Source organism: Mesorhizobium sp. WSM4976, from assembly GCF_029625685.1.
Taxonomy (GTDB): domain Bacteria; phylum Pseudomonadota; class Alphaproteobacteria; order Rhizobiales; family Rhizobiaceae; genus Mesorhizobium.
The window spans coordinates 25,952-44,764 of the sequence record NZ_JARTVT010000026.1 but is presented as its reverse complement, the minus strand read 5'-3'; the positions used below and the strand labels follow the sequence as shown (position 1 = coordinate 44,764).

General features: G+C 56.5%; 11 protein-coding genes and 6 pseudogenes. 10 read left to right on the top strand and 7 right to left on the bottom strand.

The annotated features are described in order from the left end of the window. Window positions 1-19: 19 nt before the first annotated feature. Together P9272_RS27405 and P9272_RS27400 are read left to right on the top strand one after the other, a co-directional pair. Window positions 20-301, top strand: a pseudogene (locus tag P9272_RS27405) (SDR family NAD(P)-dependent oxidoreductase); the annotation flags it as partial. Next, window positions 289-495, top strand: a complete 207-nt coding sequence (locus P9272_RS27400; protein ID WP_199489648.1) for an SDR family oxidoreductase — start codon at window positions 289-291, stop codon at window positions 493-495. The pseudogene P9272_RS27405 and the gene P9272_RS27400, both read left to right, overlap by 13 nt. 400 nt (window positions 496-895) lie before the next feature. Here P9272_RS27400 and P9272_RS27395 read toward each other — a convergent pair. Continuing rightward, a pseudogene (locus tag P9272_RS27395) lies at window positions 896-1,062 on the bottom strand (IS21 family transposase); the annotation flags it as partial. 581 nt (window positions 1,063-1,643) lie between these two features. On the opposite strand from P9272_RS27395, the gene P9272_RS27390 reads away from it, so the two are divergent. Continuing rightward, on the top strand, window positions 1,644-3,299 hold the full coding sequence (locus P9272_RS27390; protein ID WP_063169321.1) for an MFS transporter: 1,656 nt from the start codon (window positions 1,644-1,646) through the stop codon (window positions 3,297-3,299). Between the two features lie 269 nt (window positions 3,300-3,568). Further along, a pseudogene (locus P9272_RS27385) lies at window positions 3,569-3,955 on the top strand (transposase); the annotation flags it as partial. Between the two features lie 505 nt (window positions 3,956-4,460). Here P9272_RS27385 and P9272_RS27380 read toward each other — a convergent pair. Both P9272_RS27380 and P9272_RS27375 read right to left on the bottom strand, forming a co-directional pair. Further along, window positions 4,461-5,678, bottom strand: a complete 1,218-nt coding sequence (locus P9272_RS27380; RefSeq protein ID WP_063169320.1) for a serine hydrolase — start codon at window positions 5,676-5,678, stop codon at window positions 4,461-4,463. Between the two features lie 354 nt (window positions 5,679-6,032). After that, window positions 6,033-6,410: pseudogene (locus P9272_RS27375) on the bottom strand (alanine dehydrogenase); the annotation flags it as partial. A gap of 458 nt (window positions 6,411-6,868) precedes the next feature. On the opposite strand from P9272_RS27375, the gene P9272_RS27370 reads away from it, so the two are divergent. The 4 genes from P9272_RS27370 to P9272_RS27355 all read left to right on the top strand — a co-directional run bounded on the left by P9272_RS27370 (window position 6,869) and on the right by P9272_RS27355 (window position 12,276). After that, complete coding sequence (locus P9272_RS27370) at window positions 6,869-7,711, top strand: transporter substrate-binding domain-containing protein (RefSeq protein WP_063169318.1); 843 nt, start codon at window positions 6,869-6,871, stop codon at window positions 7,709-7,711. A 60-nt stretch (window positions 7,712-7,771) separates the two neighbouring features. Then, window positions 7,772-8,746 (top strand): amino acid ABC transporter permease, encoded by a 975-nt coding sequence (locus P9272_RS27365; protein ID WP_063170377.1) that lies wholly within the window; start codon window positions 7,772-7,774, stop codon window positions 8,744-8,746. Between the two features lie 94 nt (window positions 8,747-8,840). Then, entirely contained in the window at window positions 8,841-9,584 is a 744-nt protein-coding gene (locus P9272_RS27360) for an amino acid ABC transporter ATP-binding protein (protein ID WP_135921822.1), read from the top strand. Between the two features lie 352 nt (window positions 9,585-9,936). Continuing rightward, window positions 9,937-12,276, top strand: coding sequence for a penicillin acylase family protein (locus P9272_RS27355; RefSeq protein ID WP_063170375.1), 2,340 nt, complete (start codon window positions 9,937-9,939; stop codon window positions 12,274-12,276). A gap of 830 nt (window positions 12,277-13,106) precedes the next feature. On the opposite strand, the pseudogene P9272_RS27350 reads toward P9272_RS27355, so the two are convergent. Together P9272_RS27350 and P9272_RS27345 are read right to left on the bottom strand one after the other, a co-directional pair. Beyond that, window positions 13,107-14,563 (bottom strand): annotated as a pseudogene (locus tag P9272_RS27350) (MFS transporter). 155 nt (window positions 14,564-14,718) lie between these two features. After that, the gene (locus P9272_RS27345; RefSeq protein WP_164548527.1) at window positions 14,719-14,874 is read right to left on the bottom strand and encodes a hypothetical protein; all 156 of its coding nucleotides are present in this window, start codon (window positions 14,872-14,874) and stop codon (window positions 14,719-14,721) included. Window positions 14,875-15,132: 258 nt separating this feature from the next. Between P9272_RS27345 and P9272_RS27340 the strand changes: the two genes are divergently transcribed. Continuing rightward, the gene (locus P9272_RS27340; RefSeq protein ID WP_063169317.1) at window positions 15,133-16,308 is read left to right on the top strand and encodes a Xaa-Pro peptidase family protein; all 1,176 of its coding nucleotides are present in this window, start codon (window positions 15,133-15,135) and stop codon (window positions 16,306-16,308) included. 2 nt (window positions 16,309-16,310) lie between these two features. On the opposite strand, the pseudogene P9272_RS27335 reads toward P9272_RS27340, so the two are convergent. Together P9272_RS27335 and P9272_RS27330 are read right to left on the bottom strand one after the other, a co-directional pair. Beyond that, window positions 16,311-16,942: pseudogene (locus P9272_RS27335) on the bottom strand (IS5 family transposase). An 85-nt stretch (window positions 16,943-17,027) separates the two neighbouring features. Then, a complete protein-coding gene (locus P9272_RS27330) occupies window positions 17,028-17,198 on the bottom strand; it encodes a hypothetical protein (protein WP_164548526.1) in 171 nt (56 codons plus the stop codon). A gap of 443 nt (window positions 17,199-17,641) precedes the next feature. Between P9272_RS27330 and P9272_RS27325 the strand changes: the two genes are divergently transcribed. Then, window positions 17,642-18,805, top strand: a complete 1,164-nt coding sequence (locus P9272_RS27325; protein WP_063169316.1) for a M20 aminoacylase family protein — start codon at window positions 17,642-17,644, stop codon at window positions 18,803-18,805. The last annotated feature ends 8 nt before the right edge of the window (window positions 18,806-18,813 follow it).

Genomic DNA, 18,813 nt, shown 5'->3' with positions numbered 1-18,813 from the left:
CAGAAACACTGTCGTCGTCACCGGCGCGGCGCGCGGGATCGGTGCCGCAACAGCGGCGTGGCTTGGCTCGGAAGAGGCGTGGGTGTTGCTAGTGGATGTTCTGGATAAAGTGCACGACACAGCTGCGGGCCTTGGCCAGACGGCGCTCGTCTGCGATCTGGCCATGCCCGACGCCGCAGGGCGGGTTCTGGCCGCCTTGGATGCCGCAAGGATCGAGACGCTCGACGTCCTCGTGAACAATGCCGGCATTGGCGGTTCGAAGTCGCTCGCCGATACTGACGATGCCTTTTGTTCCCGCTGATCGATATCAACTTGCGTGCAGTCATCAGCCTGACCCGCGAGTTGCGGCCGCGGATGCGCCAGCCGGGCGGGCGGATCATTAATGTCAGCTCGATCCTCGGGCTTACGGGCTATCCCGGAACGGTAGGCTATTCGGTGGCCAAGGCCGGGATCGCGTATCTCACGCTCCAGCAGGCCGGCGAGCAGGGCCTGTAGGGTATAACCGTGAATGCGGTGGCGCCCGGCGTGGTCCCCACCGACATGACTCGAGCGCTGCACGTACGCAGCTACCAACGCCTGATGGTCGCGCCAATCCGCTCGAGCGCGTCTCCTCGCCGGAGGAGCAGGCGGCGGTGATCGCCTTCCTGCTTCGGACGACGCGTTCTACGTCTCGGGCGCAGTGATCCCCGTCGACGGCGGCTCCCGCCTGTCACAGTAGAGAAGAATAGCGCAATTTAAGCCTATACACAGGATGGCCCTGCAATTCCCGGATGCAGACCGACTCTGCCGGTAACCGGTTCCGGTGGTCGATCCTGTTAGCGGCGCCATTACCCGGCGCACATTTGATCGCGGTGGTGGGCAAGTTGAATTTACCCTTCGCGCGCTTCCCAGCGATCAATATGGCAGTGTCGTACTGCTCGGTCATTGTCGCAACGGTCGCGTTCAGCGTCGGCGCGAACCACAGCGCCTTGGCCACACCAGGTTGTAGCAGACGGATCGCCTCAGTGACCCGCCGAAGAAGCTGAGGCCGTCAATCCAGTCGGGCAGCTTTTGAGTCAGAGTTGGCAAAGGCTGCTCGAACTGAACGACTGTTGAGGAAAGCCTTTGCAGGCGCGGCGGGCGCGAGCACCGCGGGGAGCCGCAAAAAGGCACGCGGAGAGCTCTGCTGAGGCTGCAGTCAACTCAGCGTCCTTGGGAGCATATTGAAGTAGTATTTGCCCATCTCTCCCTGTTATGGCGATTTGAGAAGCAAAAAGCCCGTTCAGCGTTTAGCTTGGAGAATGTGCCCACTGCACTGCTCGCCCGCGAATCACCGATATTATGCAGATTTAGGAGCTCGACGCCGATCTCCTGCATTTGTTGGCGAGGATTGCTGGAAGAGTACCCATTCAATGCACTAAAATCCTGGAGTGGTCTGATCCTCATATTGTAAGTGTAGGCTGGCCTGATGCGGCTGGTTCCAAGTCTTCACAAAGGTTCCAACTACGCCTCCTCCCAAGGCGCATCGGCCCGGCAGCGAGTTCAATCTCCTGCCGGGCGTTGTAACTATTTGCGCACATTGGCCGATTCGGACCTTCAACGGGTTGGGCGGCTGCTGGCTGTCGGAGCAATGTAAAACTGGCTCATAGGCAAGAGTTAGATTGATGAGCAGTCTTGCGGACCAAGTCGCCGATCCAAATTCGCCAGGAGCATTTGCGCCCCTCAGAAATCCGAGCTTTCGTTCAATCTGGTTCGCCACGCAGGTCAGCTCGCTCGGCTGGTTGATGCAGACTGTTGCCATCAGCTGGCTGATGGCTACGATTTCGACTTCCGATCTGATGGTCGCGCTGGTTCAGGCTTCTTCAAACCTGCCAGCGTTCATCTTATCCGTCTTCGCCGGGGCCTTGGCTGATAATTTCAGCCGGCGCCGGGTCATGTTCGCCGGCCGGTGCCTTATGGTATTGGCATCTGCGATGCTGACGGCTTTTGTGGTGCTGGGCTTTGTCGATCCGTGGATGATCCTCGGCTTCAGCTTCTTGATCGCATGCGGCGGCGCTCTCCACGATCCAGCCTGGCAGGCCTCGGTTGGCGATATGGTGAACCGACGCGACGTTCCCGCCGCCGTCACGCTCCTCTCCGTTGGCTTCAACACTGTTCGGACCGTAGGCCCGGCGCTCGGTGGCATAGTAGTTGCCTCTTTTGGGCTGATGACGGCTTTCGCCGTAACCAGTCTTACCTATCTGGTCCCTTTGGTAACCATATGGCGCTGCAAGTGGATGGTTCGCTCATCACCTCTCCCACGTGAGTCGATGAGGACGGCGATCTATGACGGGCTACGCTTCACGGCGATGTCGTCGGAGATTAAGACGGCGATCACTCGCGGAACCCTCTTTGGTCTGGCGAGCATCGCCATTCTCGCGCTGCTGCCGCTGGTTGTCCGCGACCAGCTGGGAGGCGGACCGCTCGCCTATGGCACGCTCATGGCCGGATTCGGGACAGGCGCCGTCTTCGCCGGCATCTCGAACAGCGTGTTCAGACGGAGCTTGTCACAAGAGCGGCTGATGACGCTCGCATGCGTCGCCTGCGCGGCATGCTCCCTTTCGCTTGCGCTGACTTCTTCGATTGCAGTGGCGGCAATTGCACTCGCCATGGGTGGCGCGGGCTGGGTCACCGCCTGGTCCGGGGTCGGCGTGACCGTGCAACTGGCAAGCCCGCGCTGGGTCGTGGGGCGCACCATCTCGATTTACTATGCATTGATCGATGGCGGCATCGCAGCGGGCAGTTGGGTGTGGGGCACGGTGGCCCAGAACCATTCACTGACCTTGGCACTGGAGGGCTCCGCTGGAGCCCTTCTGCTGGTCGCCGCCACGGGCCTCCTGTTTCCCCTTCGCGAGCGCCGCGAATCCGATCCAGATGCTTTGGAGGACTTCGACGCACCGGCAGTCGCCCTCAATCTCAAGCCAAGAAGCGGTCCCATCGTGGTCAAAGTCGAGTACCTAGTGCCCGAGGAAAATCGCGAAGCATTCCTGGAACTCATGCGGGCGCGCCGGCATGTGCACAGTCGCGTCGGCGCTCGTCATTGGACTCTCCAGCGCAACCTTCAGGAGCCTATGCAATGGATAGAGACATTCCGCACGCCGACCTGGACCGACTACCTTCGCCTGAACCATCGTCTCACGGAAGCAGACAAGGAATTGGGTAAACAAGTGCTGAAATTGCATGCAGGACAGCTTCCGCCTAAAATCATGCTTTTTATCGAGCGACCAACAAGCTCGGCCCTAAAGTCCGATGAATCAGCACGTTATTTTCTCCGACACTGACTCTTCGAGGTTAACCCCTTGTATCTGCACGCAGAGGACTTTGTGCGATGGAAGCGACTGAGCCTCGAACCGGATGGCCATCCGGTTCGAAGCAAGGCGAAGTCGCCCGACACCCCTCCGGCCACAACCGTGGGTGAGCCTGGGATCTTCGCCTTCGTCACGTACGACCGAATAGTCGCTTGGCTCCAATCGCACGCACAAGGCAGGTTACCGTGAACAAGACTATCTGTGGAGTGGATGTTTCGAAAGACTGGCTCGATACCCATGTCGTGCCGAGCGGAGCGGCGGGCCGCTTTCGCAACGATGCGGCAGGCATAGCCGAGCTTGCTGCCTGGTGTTAGGTCAATGGTGTCGAGCTCGTCGTCATGGAGGCCAGTGGCGGCTACGAACGGCTTCCCTTCCTGCTGTCGTGGGAGTTGGGAGTAGCCTGCGGCATGGCCAATGCGAGGAGCGTACGCTGATTCGCCGAGGCGATGGGCTTCCTGGAGAAGACCGACAGGATCGACGCCGCCGTCATCGCCCGCTATAGCGAGGTCAAACGGCTGCAGCCGACGCTGCCGCCGAGCGCGGCCCAGCAGCGGCTCAAGGCGCTGGTCGCCCGGCTTTCCCAGGTAACCGCCGATCTCACCGTCCAGAAGCAGCGCAAGAGCGCTGCCACTGATGCCGATACCATTGCCTGCGTATTCCGATGAAGCCGGCCACCGATTCCGATTTGAAGCCGGCCAGTCATTCCGATTTCATTCCGGCCAGCATTCCGATTTGAAGGCGGCCATTTTTCGGTCTGATCCTGGGTCTCGTTGATGTTTGGGTTGGGTTTTGTTTCAGGTCAAGCTGACGGATAAGCCCGAAAGCGGCACCATGCAAGAATACAATAGGTCCACCGGTTCCATTCTCGCAATACAAAGTCGCGACGGCCCCAATCAATATGCAATGTTCGGTGATCATTGTTTCCTCAGCAAAAGCGAGCCAGATCGGTCTGCATTATGCATATGGGAAGCGAGGCTTCTGGTATTTACTTCATAAGCGTAGCAGCGTCTACAGGCCTTTTGCGCCAATTGCCCCCTAGCCGAACGCAGGAATTCGGCGTAGGCGCCCCAGTTCTTCAACCGCGAATTTGCAGGAAATTCCTAAACAAGCGCGGTGACCGTCTAGTGCATCAAGTTACGCGCGGAGCATCCTCCCCAATGCCTGCATCTGCGGCCTTCTAATCCGATCAATGTGGTCGCAAGCGGGGTGCGACCCGAAGCGCGCAATCACCATCTCCGCCTTTGGCGCTATGTACAGGTTCTGGCCGTAAAGGCCCCGACCTTCAATAGCATCAAGCTCGTCGTGTGATACCCACCATTGGCTTCGGTATGTATAGCCGAATGGGAGGTCCGGCTTGGCGGGGTGGTCGAGATCTTGAAGGTCGTAGACAACACTCGCGGGAACCAGTTGCTTGCCATTACACGAGCCTTCACATCGCATCAGCTCGCCGAAACGCGCCAAGTCGCGCAACGTCACATTGAGTCCGCTATGCGCCCTCGGCATACCGTTTGTCGGGTCGATCTCGACATAGGCGTCTTCTTCGCAGCCCAGTGGCAACCATAAGCGCTCCTCCAACAGTTGTGCGAACGACCGGCCCGTTGCGCGCGACATAACCCAAGCCATAACATTGGTATCGACGCCTTTGTAGACAAATTTGCCGTGCGCCCCTTCCTTTCGTATGGTACGCAGGTATTCGCATCTATATGACTTGTCTACACTTGTGTAATCTTCAGTAAAAGCAACGTTAGTTTGCATGTCCATGACTTGGCGGAGCGTTGCATCTTCCCACCCTGTACCTCGTAATTCCGGCACAAACTGCGATATTGTCTTCCTGTCGTCGAGAATGCCCTCATGCACCAACGCCGCGGCTAGGGTGCCCGCATACGATTTGGTGATTGACTGACACGAATGTTGTACGTGCGGCGCGAGTGCGCCGAAGTATCGTTCGTATATGATCCGCCCCCGATGCAGGACCAAAATGCCGTCGGTGTAGGTGTCGAATAGCGCCTCCTCGAACCGGTTGGTGCGGTCGTCCATGTCGACGAACGTGAGCCCATCGATTTCGGTAGACCTGTTGCTGCACTCAAGCTGCGACGGTCCGCCCCGCCCTCGCCACACTTGGACTGTGGGCCGCAGCTCACGCATATGCGATAGCGACCAGCGAAGCTGAGGAAAGGTCCAAACAGTTTCATTCTCGAATGTTACACGCTTGTCTGGCGGCGGCGGCGCACCGCGCATCCAGCCAAATTCGCGAGGATCCGATGCACGGCCGTCCAGGTATTGCTGTCCGTCGAATTCGAGTACGCTCTCCGACGCGTTACCGACGGTTTGCCGTTGTTTGAATTCTGTCATACATGGGATCCAATTTCATGCCTAGGCGCCCCCGGCGCCAGCTGGCTATCGAGAGTTGCGACCCAACCTCGGGAGTTCGGACTGGACTAAATCACAACATGTTATGATCATAGCAGCGGCAGGCGCGCATTCTATGCGAAATGTCCTCGACAACGCAGCAAATCAGCGTTGTATTGCGGCCGGCGCATACTTGCGGCCCCGCTCTCGCGTGGCAAGTAGGACCTAACTTGCCGAACGCTTCCAGCTACAAGAGGCATGAGCCATCATGCGCAGTATGCCGAGTACATCTCGATTAAACCGGGTCCGAACGGGTTGACAATTGTAACGCGTCTCCGCTGTCCGAGCTACGATGAGTCAAAAATTCTCTGGTCTATCAACGATGTTGACCCAGAGGGATACGTGCGAACTCGCAAGGCAAGAAATCGCGAAATGGCATGGGCGACTCTGCATGTTGGCGACGCGATAGTGGATAACGCCGTCGCCTTCGTAGGTGGGCTCGGCTTGAGTCGTCGCATGCGACGTCTCGAAGCAACCGCCCTGGTCAATAGCGACGTCGACCAGCTCCGAGCCCTTCTTCATGCCGGACATCATTTCGCGGGTGACGAGCTTTGGCGCGGCAGCACCGGCGATCAGCACGGCCCCGACCACGATGTCGGCAGAGAAGCATTCTTCCTCGAGCGCCCCGACGGTTGAGTAGCGGGTGCGCACACGGCCGGCGAAGAGGTCGTCGAGATTAGGGAGGTCGAGATTAGGGAGGTCGAGATTAGGGAGAGAGAGGGGCTTGGACCGCAGTTCCCACGTGACCAGAGTCAGCCCTGCAAGGTGTAATTCAACGCGCCAGTCCAGTTTAGATCCTTCCAAACAAGACGTCTTGTGGCGATGCAATCTGCAGCCTTCGGAGTCCAGCGAGTTGGCGAGTTCGCCGACCTCTCTGAGGCCAGGGTATCCGTGCTTTGTGAAATCGCCAGAGCGATCCGGCGAAAGCCAAGGGTAGTTCGCAGGAAACCTGCATCATCGAACTCGATTTCGCTGAATGCCAACAATGCAGAGCGATAAGGTGTCGTTCGTTAAATGACGGACCGGGATGGGTCCAATCAGCAGGGAGCAATGGCGCACCGCTAAGACACTCCTCTCGGTGGCGACGAAGGTAGCTTTCAAGAAAATAAGAACGAGAAAAAAGGGAACTATAGATGAACAATCATGTAACGACGGTCGTAGTTGCAGTCTCCATGGCGGTTGCGTCGATGTCTTTGTCAGCCAAGGCTTGCGCCGGCGAAGTCCTTGATCGTGTGCTCGCGGCACAGACATTGACGGTAGCGGTCGGGTCCGACTGGGGAGCCTTGTCTCACTTGAACGACCAACATGAACTCGACGGTGATGATGTAGAGGTCGCGAAGGGCATTGCGGACTACTTGGGCGTGAAGATCAAATTCGTGACCCCGGGCTGGGATATCATTCAGGCAGGCCAGTGGGGGGGGCGTTGGGACATGGCCATGGGTCAAATGACGCCGACCAACGATCGCGCCAAAAAATTCGCCTTCCCGGCCATGTACTTCTACGAAGGCGAAGTCGCTGTCGTTCACAAGGATAGCAAAGCGACGAAGCCTTCCGACCTGGAGGGCAAGATCGTCGGCGTCCGAGCGGGAACTCTTGGCGATTTGTATGCCAATCACAAGCTCACACCGGCATGGATCGGCGCTAAGCCAATACAATATCAATTTACAGCGGGCCAAGTGAAGGCTTATCCAAGTGCTAACTCTCTTACGCTTGACGACCTGCGCCTCGGCGATGGTGTTCGTCTCGATGGCGTCATTACTGAAGGAACGACGGCGGCTGCGGCAATCAAATCTGGCTATCCATTGAAGGTTATTGGCGATCCCTTATTCTACGCCCCGGGCGCTGTCACAATCGAGCGTGGCGATAAGGAGTTTATCGACAAGGTCGCTGCCGCGGTCAAGAAGATGAAGGATGACGGCACTCTTGCTAAACTCTCGGTCAAGTGGTTCGGGGGGGATTTCAGCGTCGATAAATAACATGACACAATCGTGGGCGTCCCCTTCCCGGGGGCGCCTCTTCTTAGGAAGAAAATGCTTATGCTTTACCACGATACAGTTGAATCTGAGGTGCTCGTCCACAAGCCATGGTTTATCGGCTGCATATTTGCAATTGTGCTCGCGGTTTTTCTTATCTTCAACGTAGCGGGCACCACGATGGGCGAACTCCTACGGCCCGTGATTGGCGATCACGCACAAGTGAAGTTTTACAGTCGCATTGCGATCGCTTTTGTAATTGCCGCAATGTTCTGCCTCAACCTCGTGCTGATTGGTTTTGTCCCGCTCAAAATCCAAATCGGGATCGTATGGTTTGAGTTGGTGCTACTGTTCCTTTCGCTCTTCGCGGCATTTGACTTAAGCATGCCATTTATTTGGGCAAACCTGCCATTTCTAATTACGCAGGGGGTAGTTACTACAGTTTACGTATCAGCGATGTCACTGCTATTTGCGTCGGCTATCGCAATAATCGGCGCGATTGCGAAACTGTCAAGCAACGGCATGGCTTACGCGATAGTCAGCTTCTACACTTCATGCTTCCGGGGTCTGCCGCTTCTCATGCAGGTTTATCTGATCTACATGGGCTTGCCCCAGGTAGGTTACGTTATTAATGCCGTGCCTGCAGGCGTGTTGGCGCTTTCGCTATGCAGTGGTGCCTACATGACGGAGATCTTCCGTTCGGGCATAGCCAGCATCGATCGCGGCCAGTGGGAGGCATCCCGGTCATTAGGTTTCGGCTTTGCGCTCACAATGCGCAGAATCATTCTGCCGCAAGCGCTTCCGGTTATCATTCCCCCGATGGGAAACACGTTCATCTCAATGCTCAAAGACAGCTCTCTCGTTTCGGTTCTTGGCGTTTGGGAGCTGACGTATCTAGCTCACTCACTCGGCCAGCCAACCTTCCATACTATGGAGATGCTAGTAACAGCGGCAATGATTTATTGGATTTTATCCGCCTGCCTGGAACTGGTCCAATCCCGGATCGAGGACCATTTTGCCAGAAGTAAGAAGCGATGATCGTGAATTCATTGGTCAAGCTAAAAAAGACGTCTAAGTTGGTTCGGCCATTTTCAAGGCACTTACAGATGCGCCAATGAACAAGAGAGATGCAATATTGAGCGACGAAGTCATCGAAGCTAAGAATGTATCCAAATGGTATGGTGCCTTCAGAGCACTAACTGACATCAACCTAACCGTCCGCAAGGGCGAACGTATCGTCATCTGTGGGCCCTCAGGCTCGGGAAAGTCGACGCTGATCCGTTGCGTCAATCGGCTCGAAGCGCACCAGGATGGCGAGATTACCGTCACTGGGATTAGGTTACATAACAAAATGCGCAACGTAGCTGAAGTTCGCAAAAGCGTCGGCATGGTTTTTCAGCACTTTAATCTTTTCCCGCACATGACCGTGCTGATGAACTGTATGGCGGCGCCGATGTGGATAAAGGGCGTTCCAGAGGGTGAGGCTAGAAAGATCGCGCTTAAATTCCTAGAGCGCGTGCGCATTCCCGAACAGGCGAACAAATATCCGGCTCAGCTCTCCGGGGGACAGCAGCAGCGCGTCGCAATTGCCCGGTCCCTCTGTATGGAGCCTGCAGTCATGCTCTTCGATGAGCCGACCTCCTCGCTCGATCCAGAGATGGTCGCTGAAGTGCTCGAGACTGTGACCGGACTCGCACGCGACGGCATGACCATGGTATGCGTCACCCACGAGATGGGCTTTGCGCGCGCCGTGGCCGATCGAGTAATCTTCATGGATCGAGGTGAGATCGTCGAAGAGGGTACACCGCACGACTTCTTCAGAAACCCGCAGCACGAAAGAACGAAATTGTTTCTCAGCCAGATCTTGTCGCATTGAGGGAGCCATCCTTCAACGAGGCCGTTCGACCGAGTTACTGTGTATCGAATGCGTTGCCTCAGGCCAGCGAGACAACATGTGCGGATATTGTATTCGTACGTATTGGCTGACATACATCAGAGCGTTCTCGGCAAGCGCCTCGTTCCCGGAAGCGCGAGAGTAGGATCCCGCTGAGCTTGTGCGCAGCCCACCGTGCCAGTTCGCGTCCAGGCGCGCTGAGGATTGGCTCGCCACACATGATCAGGTTGCAAGAGTGCGGCCTCAACCCTCTGCCCGCAACCGACCACAATCTGCAGACGTCGTCCTCTGGCAGATTCCCGACCATCTTTGGGTGAACCAAACGGATCAACACATGTTAAAGAACATAACCTTCGACCGCCACAGCTCCGACAAGCTTAAGAGTGAGGTCACGATCGACATTGATAAATGGGGGGTTCCTCATATCAAGGCTCAGAACTTGCACGACCTATTTTTCGCGCAGGGTTGGAATGCAGCTCGAGACCGCCTCTGGCAAATTGATATTGCGCGCAAACGAGGTCTCGGTCTCCTGTCACGAGACTTTGGCCCCGGATATTTGGAGCAGGATCGGGCGGCGCGTCTCTTTTTATTTCGCGGAGCCATGAGTGCAGAATGGCAGGCGTACGGCCCGGATTCCGAAGAGATATGCTCAGCGTTTGCCGAGGGGATCAATTCCTACGTAGACAGTTGCCATGACGGTTTGATTGCCTTGCCACCCGAGTTTGGCCTCCTCGGTCACACTCCCGACTATTGGAAACCCGAAGACGTCGTTCGCGTGCGAACGCACTCACTAACCCGAAATGCGATTTCGGAGCTTCTGCGCTGCAGGGTGATGGCATTGGCAGGTGTGGAACGAGGTACCCGCCTCGACAGGTTGAGACAAGAATTGTCACCTCCGATAGCGCCACGACCAGCGGAGGGCCTTGACCTCGCCTTTATGACAGATCGAGTACTGCAGGATTTTCGCTTGGCAATCTGTCCCGTCTCATTCTCGAGGGAAAGACTTGCAGCAAGTCTTCAGGAAGCTGACCGTTGGACCCGCGTAACACCGAGTGATGAGATCATGCAGACGGTGTTCCAAGAGGGCTCAAACAACTGGGCCATATCCGCAACAAAAACCACAACGGAGCGACCAATCCTTGCTCTAGACCCGCATCGCAAGCACGTCCTTCCGTCCATCAGGTATCTTGTACACCTGAGTATGCCCGGGCTCGATGTAATTGGCGCTGGAGAGCCTATGATCCCAGGAATCTCCATGGGTCACAACGGGACAGCCGCCTTTGGTCTGACTATTTTCGGCGCTGACCAAGAAGATATTTATGTTTACGAAACCAAGAGTGAGGGAAATAAATACTTATATAAAGGGGCCTGGGAGCAGGTGAAGACTATACACGAGAAAATTCCAGTTCGCGCCCACACCGACCAGGAGGTAAAGCTTCAGTTCACACGCCATGGACCCATTTTAAACCAAAATGCTGAAAAAGACCGCGCCTTCGCACTGAGAACCGTATGGATGGATCCCGGCATGGCACCTTACATGGCCAGCTTGGCCGTAATGCGCTCTAAGACATTTTCAGAATACACCTCCAGTCTAGCAAACTGGGGTTGTCCTTCAGTTAATCACATCTATGCGGACACGTCGAATGTAATTGCGTGGAAACCGTCAGGTGCGGCTCCGGTCCGAAGAAATTGGGACGGCCTGCTTCCGGTTCCAGGAGACGGTCGGTTCGAATGGGAAGGGTATTTGTCACCGGACGATGGGCCGTTCGAGATGAACCCCGCCAAAGGTTTTGTCGCCACTGCCAACGCAATGAATGTTCCGGAGGAATGGAGTAGATCGCATCCTGCTTTTGGCTACGAGTGGTCTGACAGCAGCAGACATGATACCCTTCATACAACTCTCTCACGATCAGAGAAGATCTCGTTGCGGGACTGCATGTCGCTGCAATGTTCGGTGTATTCGCCGATAGCAGTTCGTATTCTTGCGAAACTAGACACTCTTCTCGGTTCGGTTGCAAACATGCCTGCGTTGCACTTATTTTCTAACTGGGACCGGCATTTGGATGCGAGTTCGCCAGCCGCCGCGTTCTTTGAGATTTGGCTTAGCAAACACCTTGGCCCGACAGTAGCTCGCTTAGAAAGCGCTGACGATGAAGTGTTGGCACTGCTCGTGCCTTTACAGCCTTCGGCCATAGCCTCTTGGCTCGAACAGGCAGAGCCTAGTGAAAAGTTGAAGCATTCCATAATGGAATCCCTAACTTCTGCCTGGAGTGAATGCATATGTCGATTTGGCGACGATTCTGCCTCATGGGCATGGGGCAGTATACATAAGCTTGATTTGCGCCACCCTCTGCAGGCACTGACGTCTGAACAATGGTCGTTGGGCGCCATAGCCCTCGGCGGAAGTAGCTCAACGCTCAATTTTTCGAGTTACCGAAGCGGCCAATTCTCTGTTTCAGAAGGACCGTCAGTGCGGATAATCATGGACGTTGGGTCATGGGATGACAGTCTCTTTATTAACAATCCAGGTCAGTCGGGTGTTCCGATCTCAAGTCATTATCGTGACCTCAATCACGATTGGCAACGGGGCGAATACAAGCCCTTGTTATATTCAGAGGAGTCCATACGGAGGGAGCTCGAACATAGGGTCGTCCTGTCTCCCGCTGACTGTTGAGGATGCGACAGTATAGGCCGCTTACCATTGTAGCAGGAACATATCGGTCGAACTCACCTGGCGGCAAGGTGAGGATCGACACTTTAGCGCCCGCCGGCCGACTTTGATATTGACAGCGGAACGCCCGGCCGGAATCTGGATGCGCTTGTGGGGCAATGATCCCGCTGGTGTGCGGCGACCACCCCTGATCGTCACGAGCAGGGCCGTCGCGGCCTCCAATAATGTTGCAGGAGACTTAGAAGCGGGATGTCCCGCATTGGCAATTGCTCTGCCTTGGGGCCATAGGGAAGAGGGGTAAGGTGCTGGCCCGACCACCGGAGAGCGCGTCTGTTACTACAAGGCTCGATCGCGGCCGCATCACGGCCCTCGGCGGCTGCCGATAACGCGCGCTTCGGGCGCTACCAGTACGCATTGGCGATAATCGCATCTGCTGTAGGAGAGCACTTGATTCGAGACTGACAGTGCGACGGTCAACAGGGTTCGCTATCATTGTCGAGCCGAGTTCAAGAATGGACACATACCTCAGGGAGGACCTTTCAGGGGGCAGACCATTGTCTGTCTCCTCATCCGAGAAACAAGCTAACCTCGCAGAGAGTGGCATCAGGGCAACACGTCATTGTCCTTCGATGCGACTGAATATCGACGACTTCAACGCGGCTTGCCGCCTTCGCGTATAGCCGCAGGACCTTGAATGCCGGGAACCAGCCGAGAAATGTTGGCGGTGGGTGAGCGCCTTTCATTTTTCAAGTCCGCTACATTCTGTCTGTCATATACCCGAAGGCGGCGATGCTTGTTGCCCGCCCGATGTGGTTAGCAGTTGACGTGCCTTCTTATGTATCTTCATTCAGCCTGCGGTGGCACGCTGGCCGTTTCGTTGAATGGCGGGGGAAAAAAGGCGTTGATGACTCAGGCTTGCGTGGAGCACTCGTGGGGCGCTCGATTGACAATGTTATTCGTGGAGAATGCTTTCCTTTGTGGAGGAGGATGATTCTCTCGTCCAGTTCCTTGTCGGCCTCGGTAAGGCGATGATTCAGGCGAAGGTAGTCGGTCCAGGTCGGCGTACGGAATGTCTCCGTCCATAGCACAGGCTCCTGAAGGTTGCGCTGGAGAGTCCAGTGCCGAGCACCAACGCGACTCTGTACATGCCGGCACCCGCGCATGGCGAGGAATTCTTCTAGATTTTCCACGAGTATGAGGTACTCGACTTTGACCACGATGGGGCCGCTTCTCGGCTTGAGACTGAGGGCGACTGCCGGCGCGTCGAATTCCTCCAAAGGGTCGGGCTCGGCCTCGCGACCCTCGCGAAGGGGAAACAGGACGCCGCTCGCAATGGAAGAGGCAGTGCCAGAAAAAGGGAGCACGCCGCACAGGCGACGCATGCCAGCGTCATTAGTTGCTCTTCTGACAAGCTCCGTCTTAATAGGCTGTTGGCGACGCCAGCCATGACGGCGCCTGTGCCGAAGCCGGCGATGATGGTGCCATAGGCGAGCGGTCCTTCGCCCAGCTGATCGCGGACAACCAATGGCAGCAGTGCGAGTATGGCGATGCCCGACAGGCCAAAGAAGGTTCCGCGGGCGATCGCCGTCTTGATTTCCGATGACATCGCTGTGAAGCGCAGCCTGTCATAGATGGCCGTCCTCATTGACTCACGTGGGAGAAGTGAGGAGCGAACCTTCCATTTGCATCGCCATATGGTGACCAAAGGGATCATATAGGTGAGTGTAAACATAGCGAAAGCCGTCATAAGTCCGAACGACGCAATCATGATGCCGCGAGCGCCGGTCCCACGGTCCGTGCAGTGTTGAAGCCAATGGAGAGGAGGGTGACGGCAGCGGGAACTTCGCGTCGGTCCACAATATCGCCAACAGAAGCCTGCCAGGCGGTATCGTTGAGCGCGGCACCACTTGCGATCAAGAAGCTGAAGCCGAAGATCATCCACGGGGCGATAAAGCCCAGCACCACTGAAGCCGTAGCATCGCGGATGCTATTACCATTAGGCATCGGCCGGCGAACATGACTCTTCGACGGCTGAAGTTGTCGGCGAGAACCCCTAGCGAAAATGGACAAAATGAAAGCGGGCAGGTTAGACGAAGCCTGCTCGAGCGCAACCATCAGATCGGAGGTCGGAACCGTTGCCATTAGCCAGCTGATAGCAACGGTCTGCATCAGCCAGCCAAGGGAAGAGACTTGAGAGGCTAAACCAGATTGAGCGAAATGTCGTATTCCTGAGCGGCGCAAACGTCTTCGGCGAAACTACATCCGCATCTGCGCCCGCCGCTTTGCTCATTGCTCCGACCGATTCGGTTCCGCCAAGCTTAACCACTTCGCGCGACACGATCCTCTTACACGTCGGATGCGCCAAATGCAGTCTTTGTATTAGTGTCATCTGGTAGCGAGATGCGGAGGTGGCGGCGGAGAGCCGTCGCTGGTGTCGCAGCGGCCTTACATCAGTGCAAACATGCTGTTGCGTGGCGCCGGCACAGTTCCCCCGGCGTCGGCGGCTTCGCCGGCAAGAATGCGAAGGCGCGCCGACTCGCTGCCAAGCTCAAGGTCGTCAGCATGGTTCTTCTGGCCGAGGCTGACGAGCTTGCCGAGCAACTCGGCGCCTTTGTCGGCGATCCTCTGGCGAGAACAAAGCTGTCGGAGACCAGCGTTGCCTGCATTGAGCGGCCGATGAAGGCACTATGCGCATCTCGCTGCGAGATGCAGCCGATATAAAAACAGCATTTGACGCTAGCCGCCAGGAAAGGGGATTGTCACCCCGCATGAGCCGGCGAAGCTTTTGTTCAATTTCGAACATGGACGCGATCGCGCGTTTTGCGCAACCAAACCACGACACACTGATTGAGGTGAGATATGGCGACGACACGCTCCGCAATTCCTCTGACTGGTGTACCGTTTCCGATATCAGAGTATGAGCGCCGGCAAAACAATGTGCTGGATGCGGTTGCTACGGCAGGCTTGGACGCAATCGTAGTAACGGCGCACGGCCACTTGAAGTATCTCAGCGGCTACGATGGGAGCGGTGGATATTTCGCGCCTTTCCCTCTTATTCTGATGCCGGGTCGGGTCCCGATATTTGTTGTCCGAGAATATGACGAGCAGGCAGTACGTTCATATAGCTGCATCGAGGAAATTGAAACCTATACACATCAGCCTGATTTTGGCAGGGTCTGCGCCGATGTATTGCGTCGACTCGGACTGGACAATAAGCGAGTCGGTTTCGAGCTTGGCTGCTGGAATCTCGCGCCCGCCGACGTGCGCGCAGTCCAAGACCAGCTCCCGGATCTGAAGATTACTGACGTCACCCGACTGGTCTCGTCAGTGTCAGCAGTGAAAGGAGAACTTGAGTTGGCGTGTATGCGCGATGCTGTTCGACTCACTGACGTGGCAATTCGAACCTTTCAGCAATCGCTTCGTCCCGGCATTACGGAGATCGAAATGGCAGCGGCCCTAGCTGCGGCGGTAACAAACGACCCCAGCAACGCCGCTGGGGATATCGGGCTTGCGCCGGGTACCATTTTGTTTGGAGAGCGAGTGAAGTTGCCCCATGCGCCAGCGACCCATCATCCTCTCAGCAACAACGAACCTGCCTTTCTGGAGATAGGGGCTTCGAAACACGGGTATACAGTGGGAATGGTTCGATGCGCAGTCCTTGGCAAACATCCCGAAACCGAATCTTTGCACGGCTTGGCTGAAGAGGTCATTGCGGCCCTTGTCTCCTCGATTCGACCAGGTGCTACGCCGGCGGACGTTCACGCTGCTGGGGGCGAGGTGTTGAAGCGATCTGGACGCAAGGGCGTCTTCCGCCAACGAACAGGATACCAAACTGGCATCAATTGGACTGAGCGCGGCGACCTAAGCCTGGAGCCCGATGTAAATGAACCACTCCGAGCTGGCATGACCCTGCACATGCCAAACATTTTGTGCAGCGAAAGTGGCTACCTATTTGGTGCCGGCGCACACGTGCTCGTGACAGAGCGCGGCGCGGAACTCCTGAGCGAAATCCCGCCAACACTTTATCGGGCGTGATGCTAGGCGGCGTGGACAAATTTGAGCCAGTATCTGGCGGTGGCTAGGTAGACCATTCCGAGGAAGCTATTGGCCAATTGATCGTAGCGGGTGGCAATGGCCCGGTTGATTTTGAGGTGGCCGAACATGCGCTCGATTCGGTTCCGCTGCTTGTAGAGCGCCCGGTCATACTCGATCTTCACGCGGCGGTTTGATCGGCCGGGTATGACGGGTTTAATCTTCCGCTCGGCGAGATCGGCGCGAATGGTATCGGCATCGTAGCCCTTGTCCGCAAGGAAGGCGTCCGGTGCACGAGTCCCCCTTTTCCGCCCGCTGCCGAGACATGGGCGCGAACTGTGGTGCTGTCGATGCTGTAGTGGCCGCTGTCCGCCATGACCTCGGCGAGCATTACCGCCACGGTCTCCCAGACCCCGGCCTCGCTCCAGCGTCGGAACCGACGATAGATGGTGTTCCAACTGCCGTATTTGGGCGGGACATCCCGCCATGGAGCGCCGCAGCGGAGCCGCCAGAGAATGCCGTTGATGATCGAACGATTCTGCTTGGGAGGTCTACCTCGGCCGCGTTTGTCAGGGTCGATGGGCAGCAAGCCCTTGAGAACACGCCATTCTGCTTCGGTGAGATCGCCCCTGCTCAAACCTGCCTCCAAAAAGCAGCCTTGAATCAATCCTCTTGGGCTACGTCAATCGCATCGACGTCCGAAATTCCGTAAGGCGGATATACTATTCCGCCAAGGTGATGGACAGTTCGAGAGGGCTGTCGCTATCCGCGAAAAATCGGCTGCCATCCTCAAACTCGATCACCACCTCTCCATCGCGGTGGCGCATGACACGGCGAACAACCTTGCCAATCAGCATCGACGTAGCTCGTTCGCTCTCTTCTTCCAGTGTCATTCCCAATGCTAACAACCCGATCGCAGGAAAGCGACCCTGCTAACATCGAATTTGTCCACGCCGCCTAGGGTCTGCGGTTTGCGGATTGAGTGGCAAAGCGCATGCAGTCCTGGAAAGTAGGTCGTGGGAGGGGGAGGAGTGTCGCGATGGTGACAGCTCTTCCTACTCAGACCTTTGCCATTGGCCGTTGCCAGCAGAGCCAGAGTTTATGATTGCCAGCACTTCGCAGCTGGTCCTCTAAGGCCGAAGCTTATCCATTTGAGGGCAAACGGCTTGTTATCGGGTCGCAGTCGCCGGCGCCAACACCGAGGCCTGAACGCGGGGCTATCTCGGTTCTAGATGGTTACGATATCCAAACTGCATTTGACGAAAACACCGGTGGCATCGATCATTAATTACGCACCGGCGCCTGATCCAAATTACTCAAATGCGGGAACGTGCCTATGGTTGGCGTTGACAGGTTCAAGGAGATCGAGATCGAAGCGATGACTTGGCGCCGGTACCTGCACGAGAATCCGGAGCTTGACTATCGGGTGAATGACACAGCGGCATTTGTGGCGGAAAAGCTGGCTTCCTTCGGGATTAACCACATCGAGTGCAGGATAGCTGAAACCGGCGTGGTTGCGTTGATCCAAGGTCAACTCGGAGATGGGCCCACTATCGGGTTGCGGGCCGACATGGACGCTCTGCCTATACTCGAAGCTTCAGGCAAACCTTGGACGTCGAAAAGGTCCGGACAGATGCACGCGTGTGGTCACGACGGGCATACTGCAATGCTCCTTGGCGCCGCGAAATACCTCGCCGCGACCCGGAACTTCAAAGGGTCCGTTGCCCTGATCTTCCAACCTGCCGAGGAAGATGGCCGCGGCGGCCAAAGAATGGTCCAGGAGGGGATCATGGACCGTTTCGGGATATCTCAGGTCTTTGGCATGCACAATTGGCCAGGCATGGAGGTTGGTGCGTTCGGCATTTGCGAAGGTTCGATTTTTGCCGCGCTCGACGAGTTCGATATTGTGGTCAAAGGCAGAGGGGGTCACGCGGCCGCTCCCCATCTGACAATTGACCCCGTCGTTGTTGCAGCTCAGATCATTTTAGGCTTGCAGACACTAGTCTCACGCAACACGGACCCCACCGAGTCCCTGGTGATCTCCGTCACAAAGCTGAACGCCGGACAAGCTTACAACATCATTCCCGAACGCGCGGAGATTGCCGGAACAGTCAGGACACTGTCACCGATTTTGCGCGACTTCGCTGAAAAACAGATTGAGGCGTGCGCGGAAAATATTGCACGCGCTTCCGGGGCGAAGGTCGAGTTTCAGCATCGCCGCCTGGAGCCCCTCACTGTCAATCATCCCGATCAAACGCGTCGGGCAACAGAGGTGGCGCGTGCTCTGGTCGGCCATTCATCGGTGAACCCCAAAGTCAAACCTAGTTTGGGGTCAGAGGACTTCGCGTACATGCTAGAGGCGCGGCCGGGGGCATGTATACTGCTTGGAAATGGATCGACTGCTGCTCTCCATAATCCAACCTACGACTTTAACGATGAAGCACTGCCATACGGCATTGGATACTGGGTCAACTTGGCCGAGGCTGCTCTAGCACCATGACATTGTCC

Bases quoted from the DNA above. Each gene is read 5' to 3' on its own strand.
- P9272_RS27355 (WP_063170375.1), top strand. From the start codon at position 9,937: ATGTTAAAGAACATAACCTTCGACCGCCACAGCTCCGACAAGCTTAAG.
- P9272_RS27330 (WP_164548526.1), bottom strand. From the start codon at position 17,198: ATGACACTGGAAGAAGAGAGCGAACGAGCTACGTCGATGCTGATTGGC.
- P9272_RS27370 (WP_063169318.1), top strand. From the start codon at position 6,869: ATGAACAATCATGTAACGACGGTCGTAGTTGCAGTCTCCATGGCGGTT.
- P9272_RS27325 (WP_063169316.1), top strand. From the start codon at position 17,642: ATGGTTGGCGTTGACAGGTTCAAGGAGATCGAGATCGAAGCGATGACT.
- P9272_RS27340 (WP_063169317.1), top strand. From the start codon at position 15,133: ATGGCGACGACACGCTCCGCAATTCCTCTGACTGGTGTACCGTTTCCG.
- P9272_RS27390 (WP_063169321.1), top strand. From the start codon at position 1,644: ATGAGCAGTCTTGCGGACCAAGTCGCCGATCCAAATTCGCCAGGAGCA.
- P9272_RS27365 (WP_063170377.1), top strand. From the start codon at position 7,772: ATGCTTTACCACGATACAGTTGAATCTGAGGTGCTCGTCCACAAGCCA.
- P9272_RS27380 (WP_063169320.1), bottom strand. From the start codon at position 5,678: ATGACAGAATTCAAACAACGGCAAACCGTCGGTAACGCGTCGGAGAGC.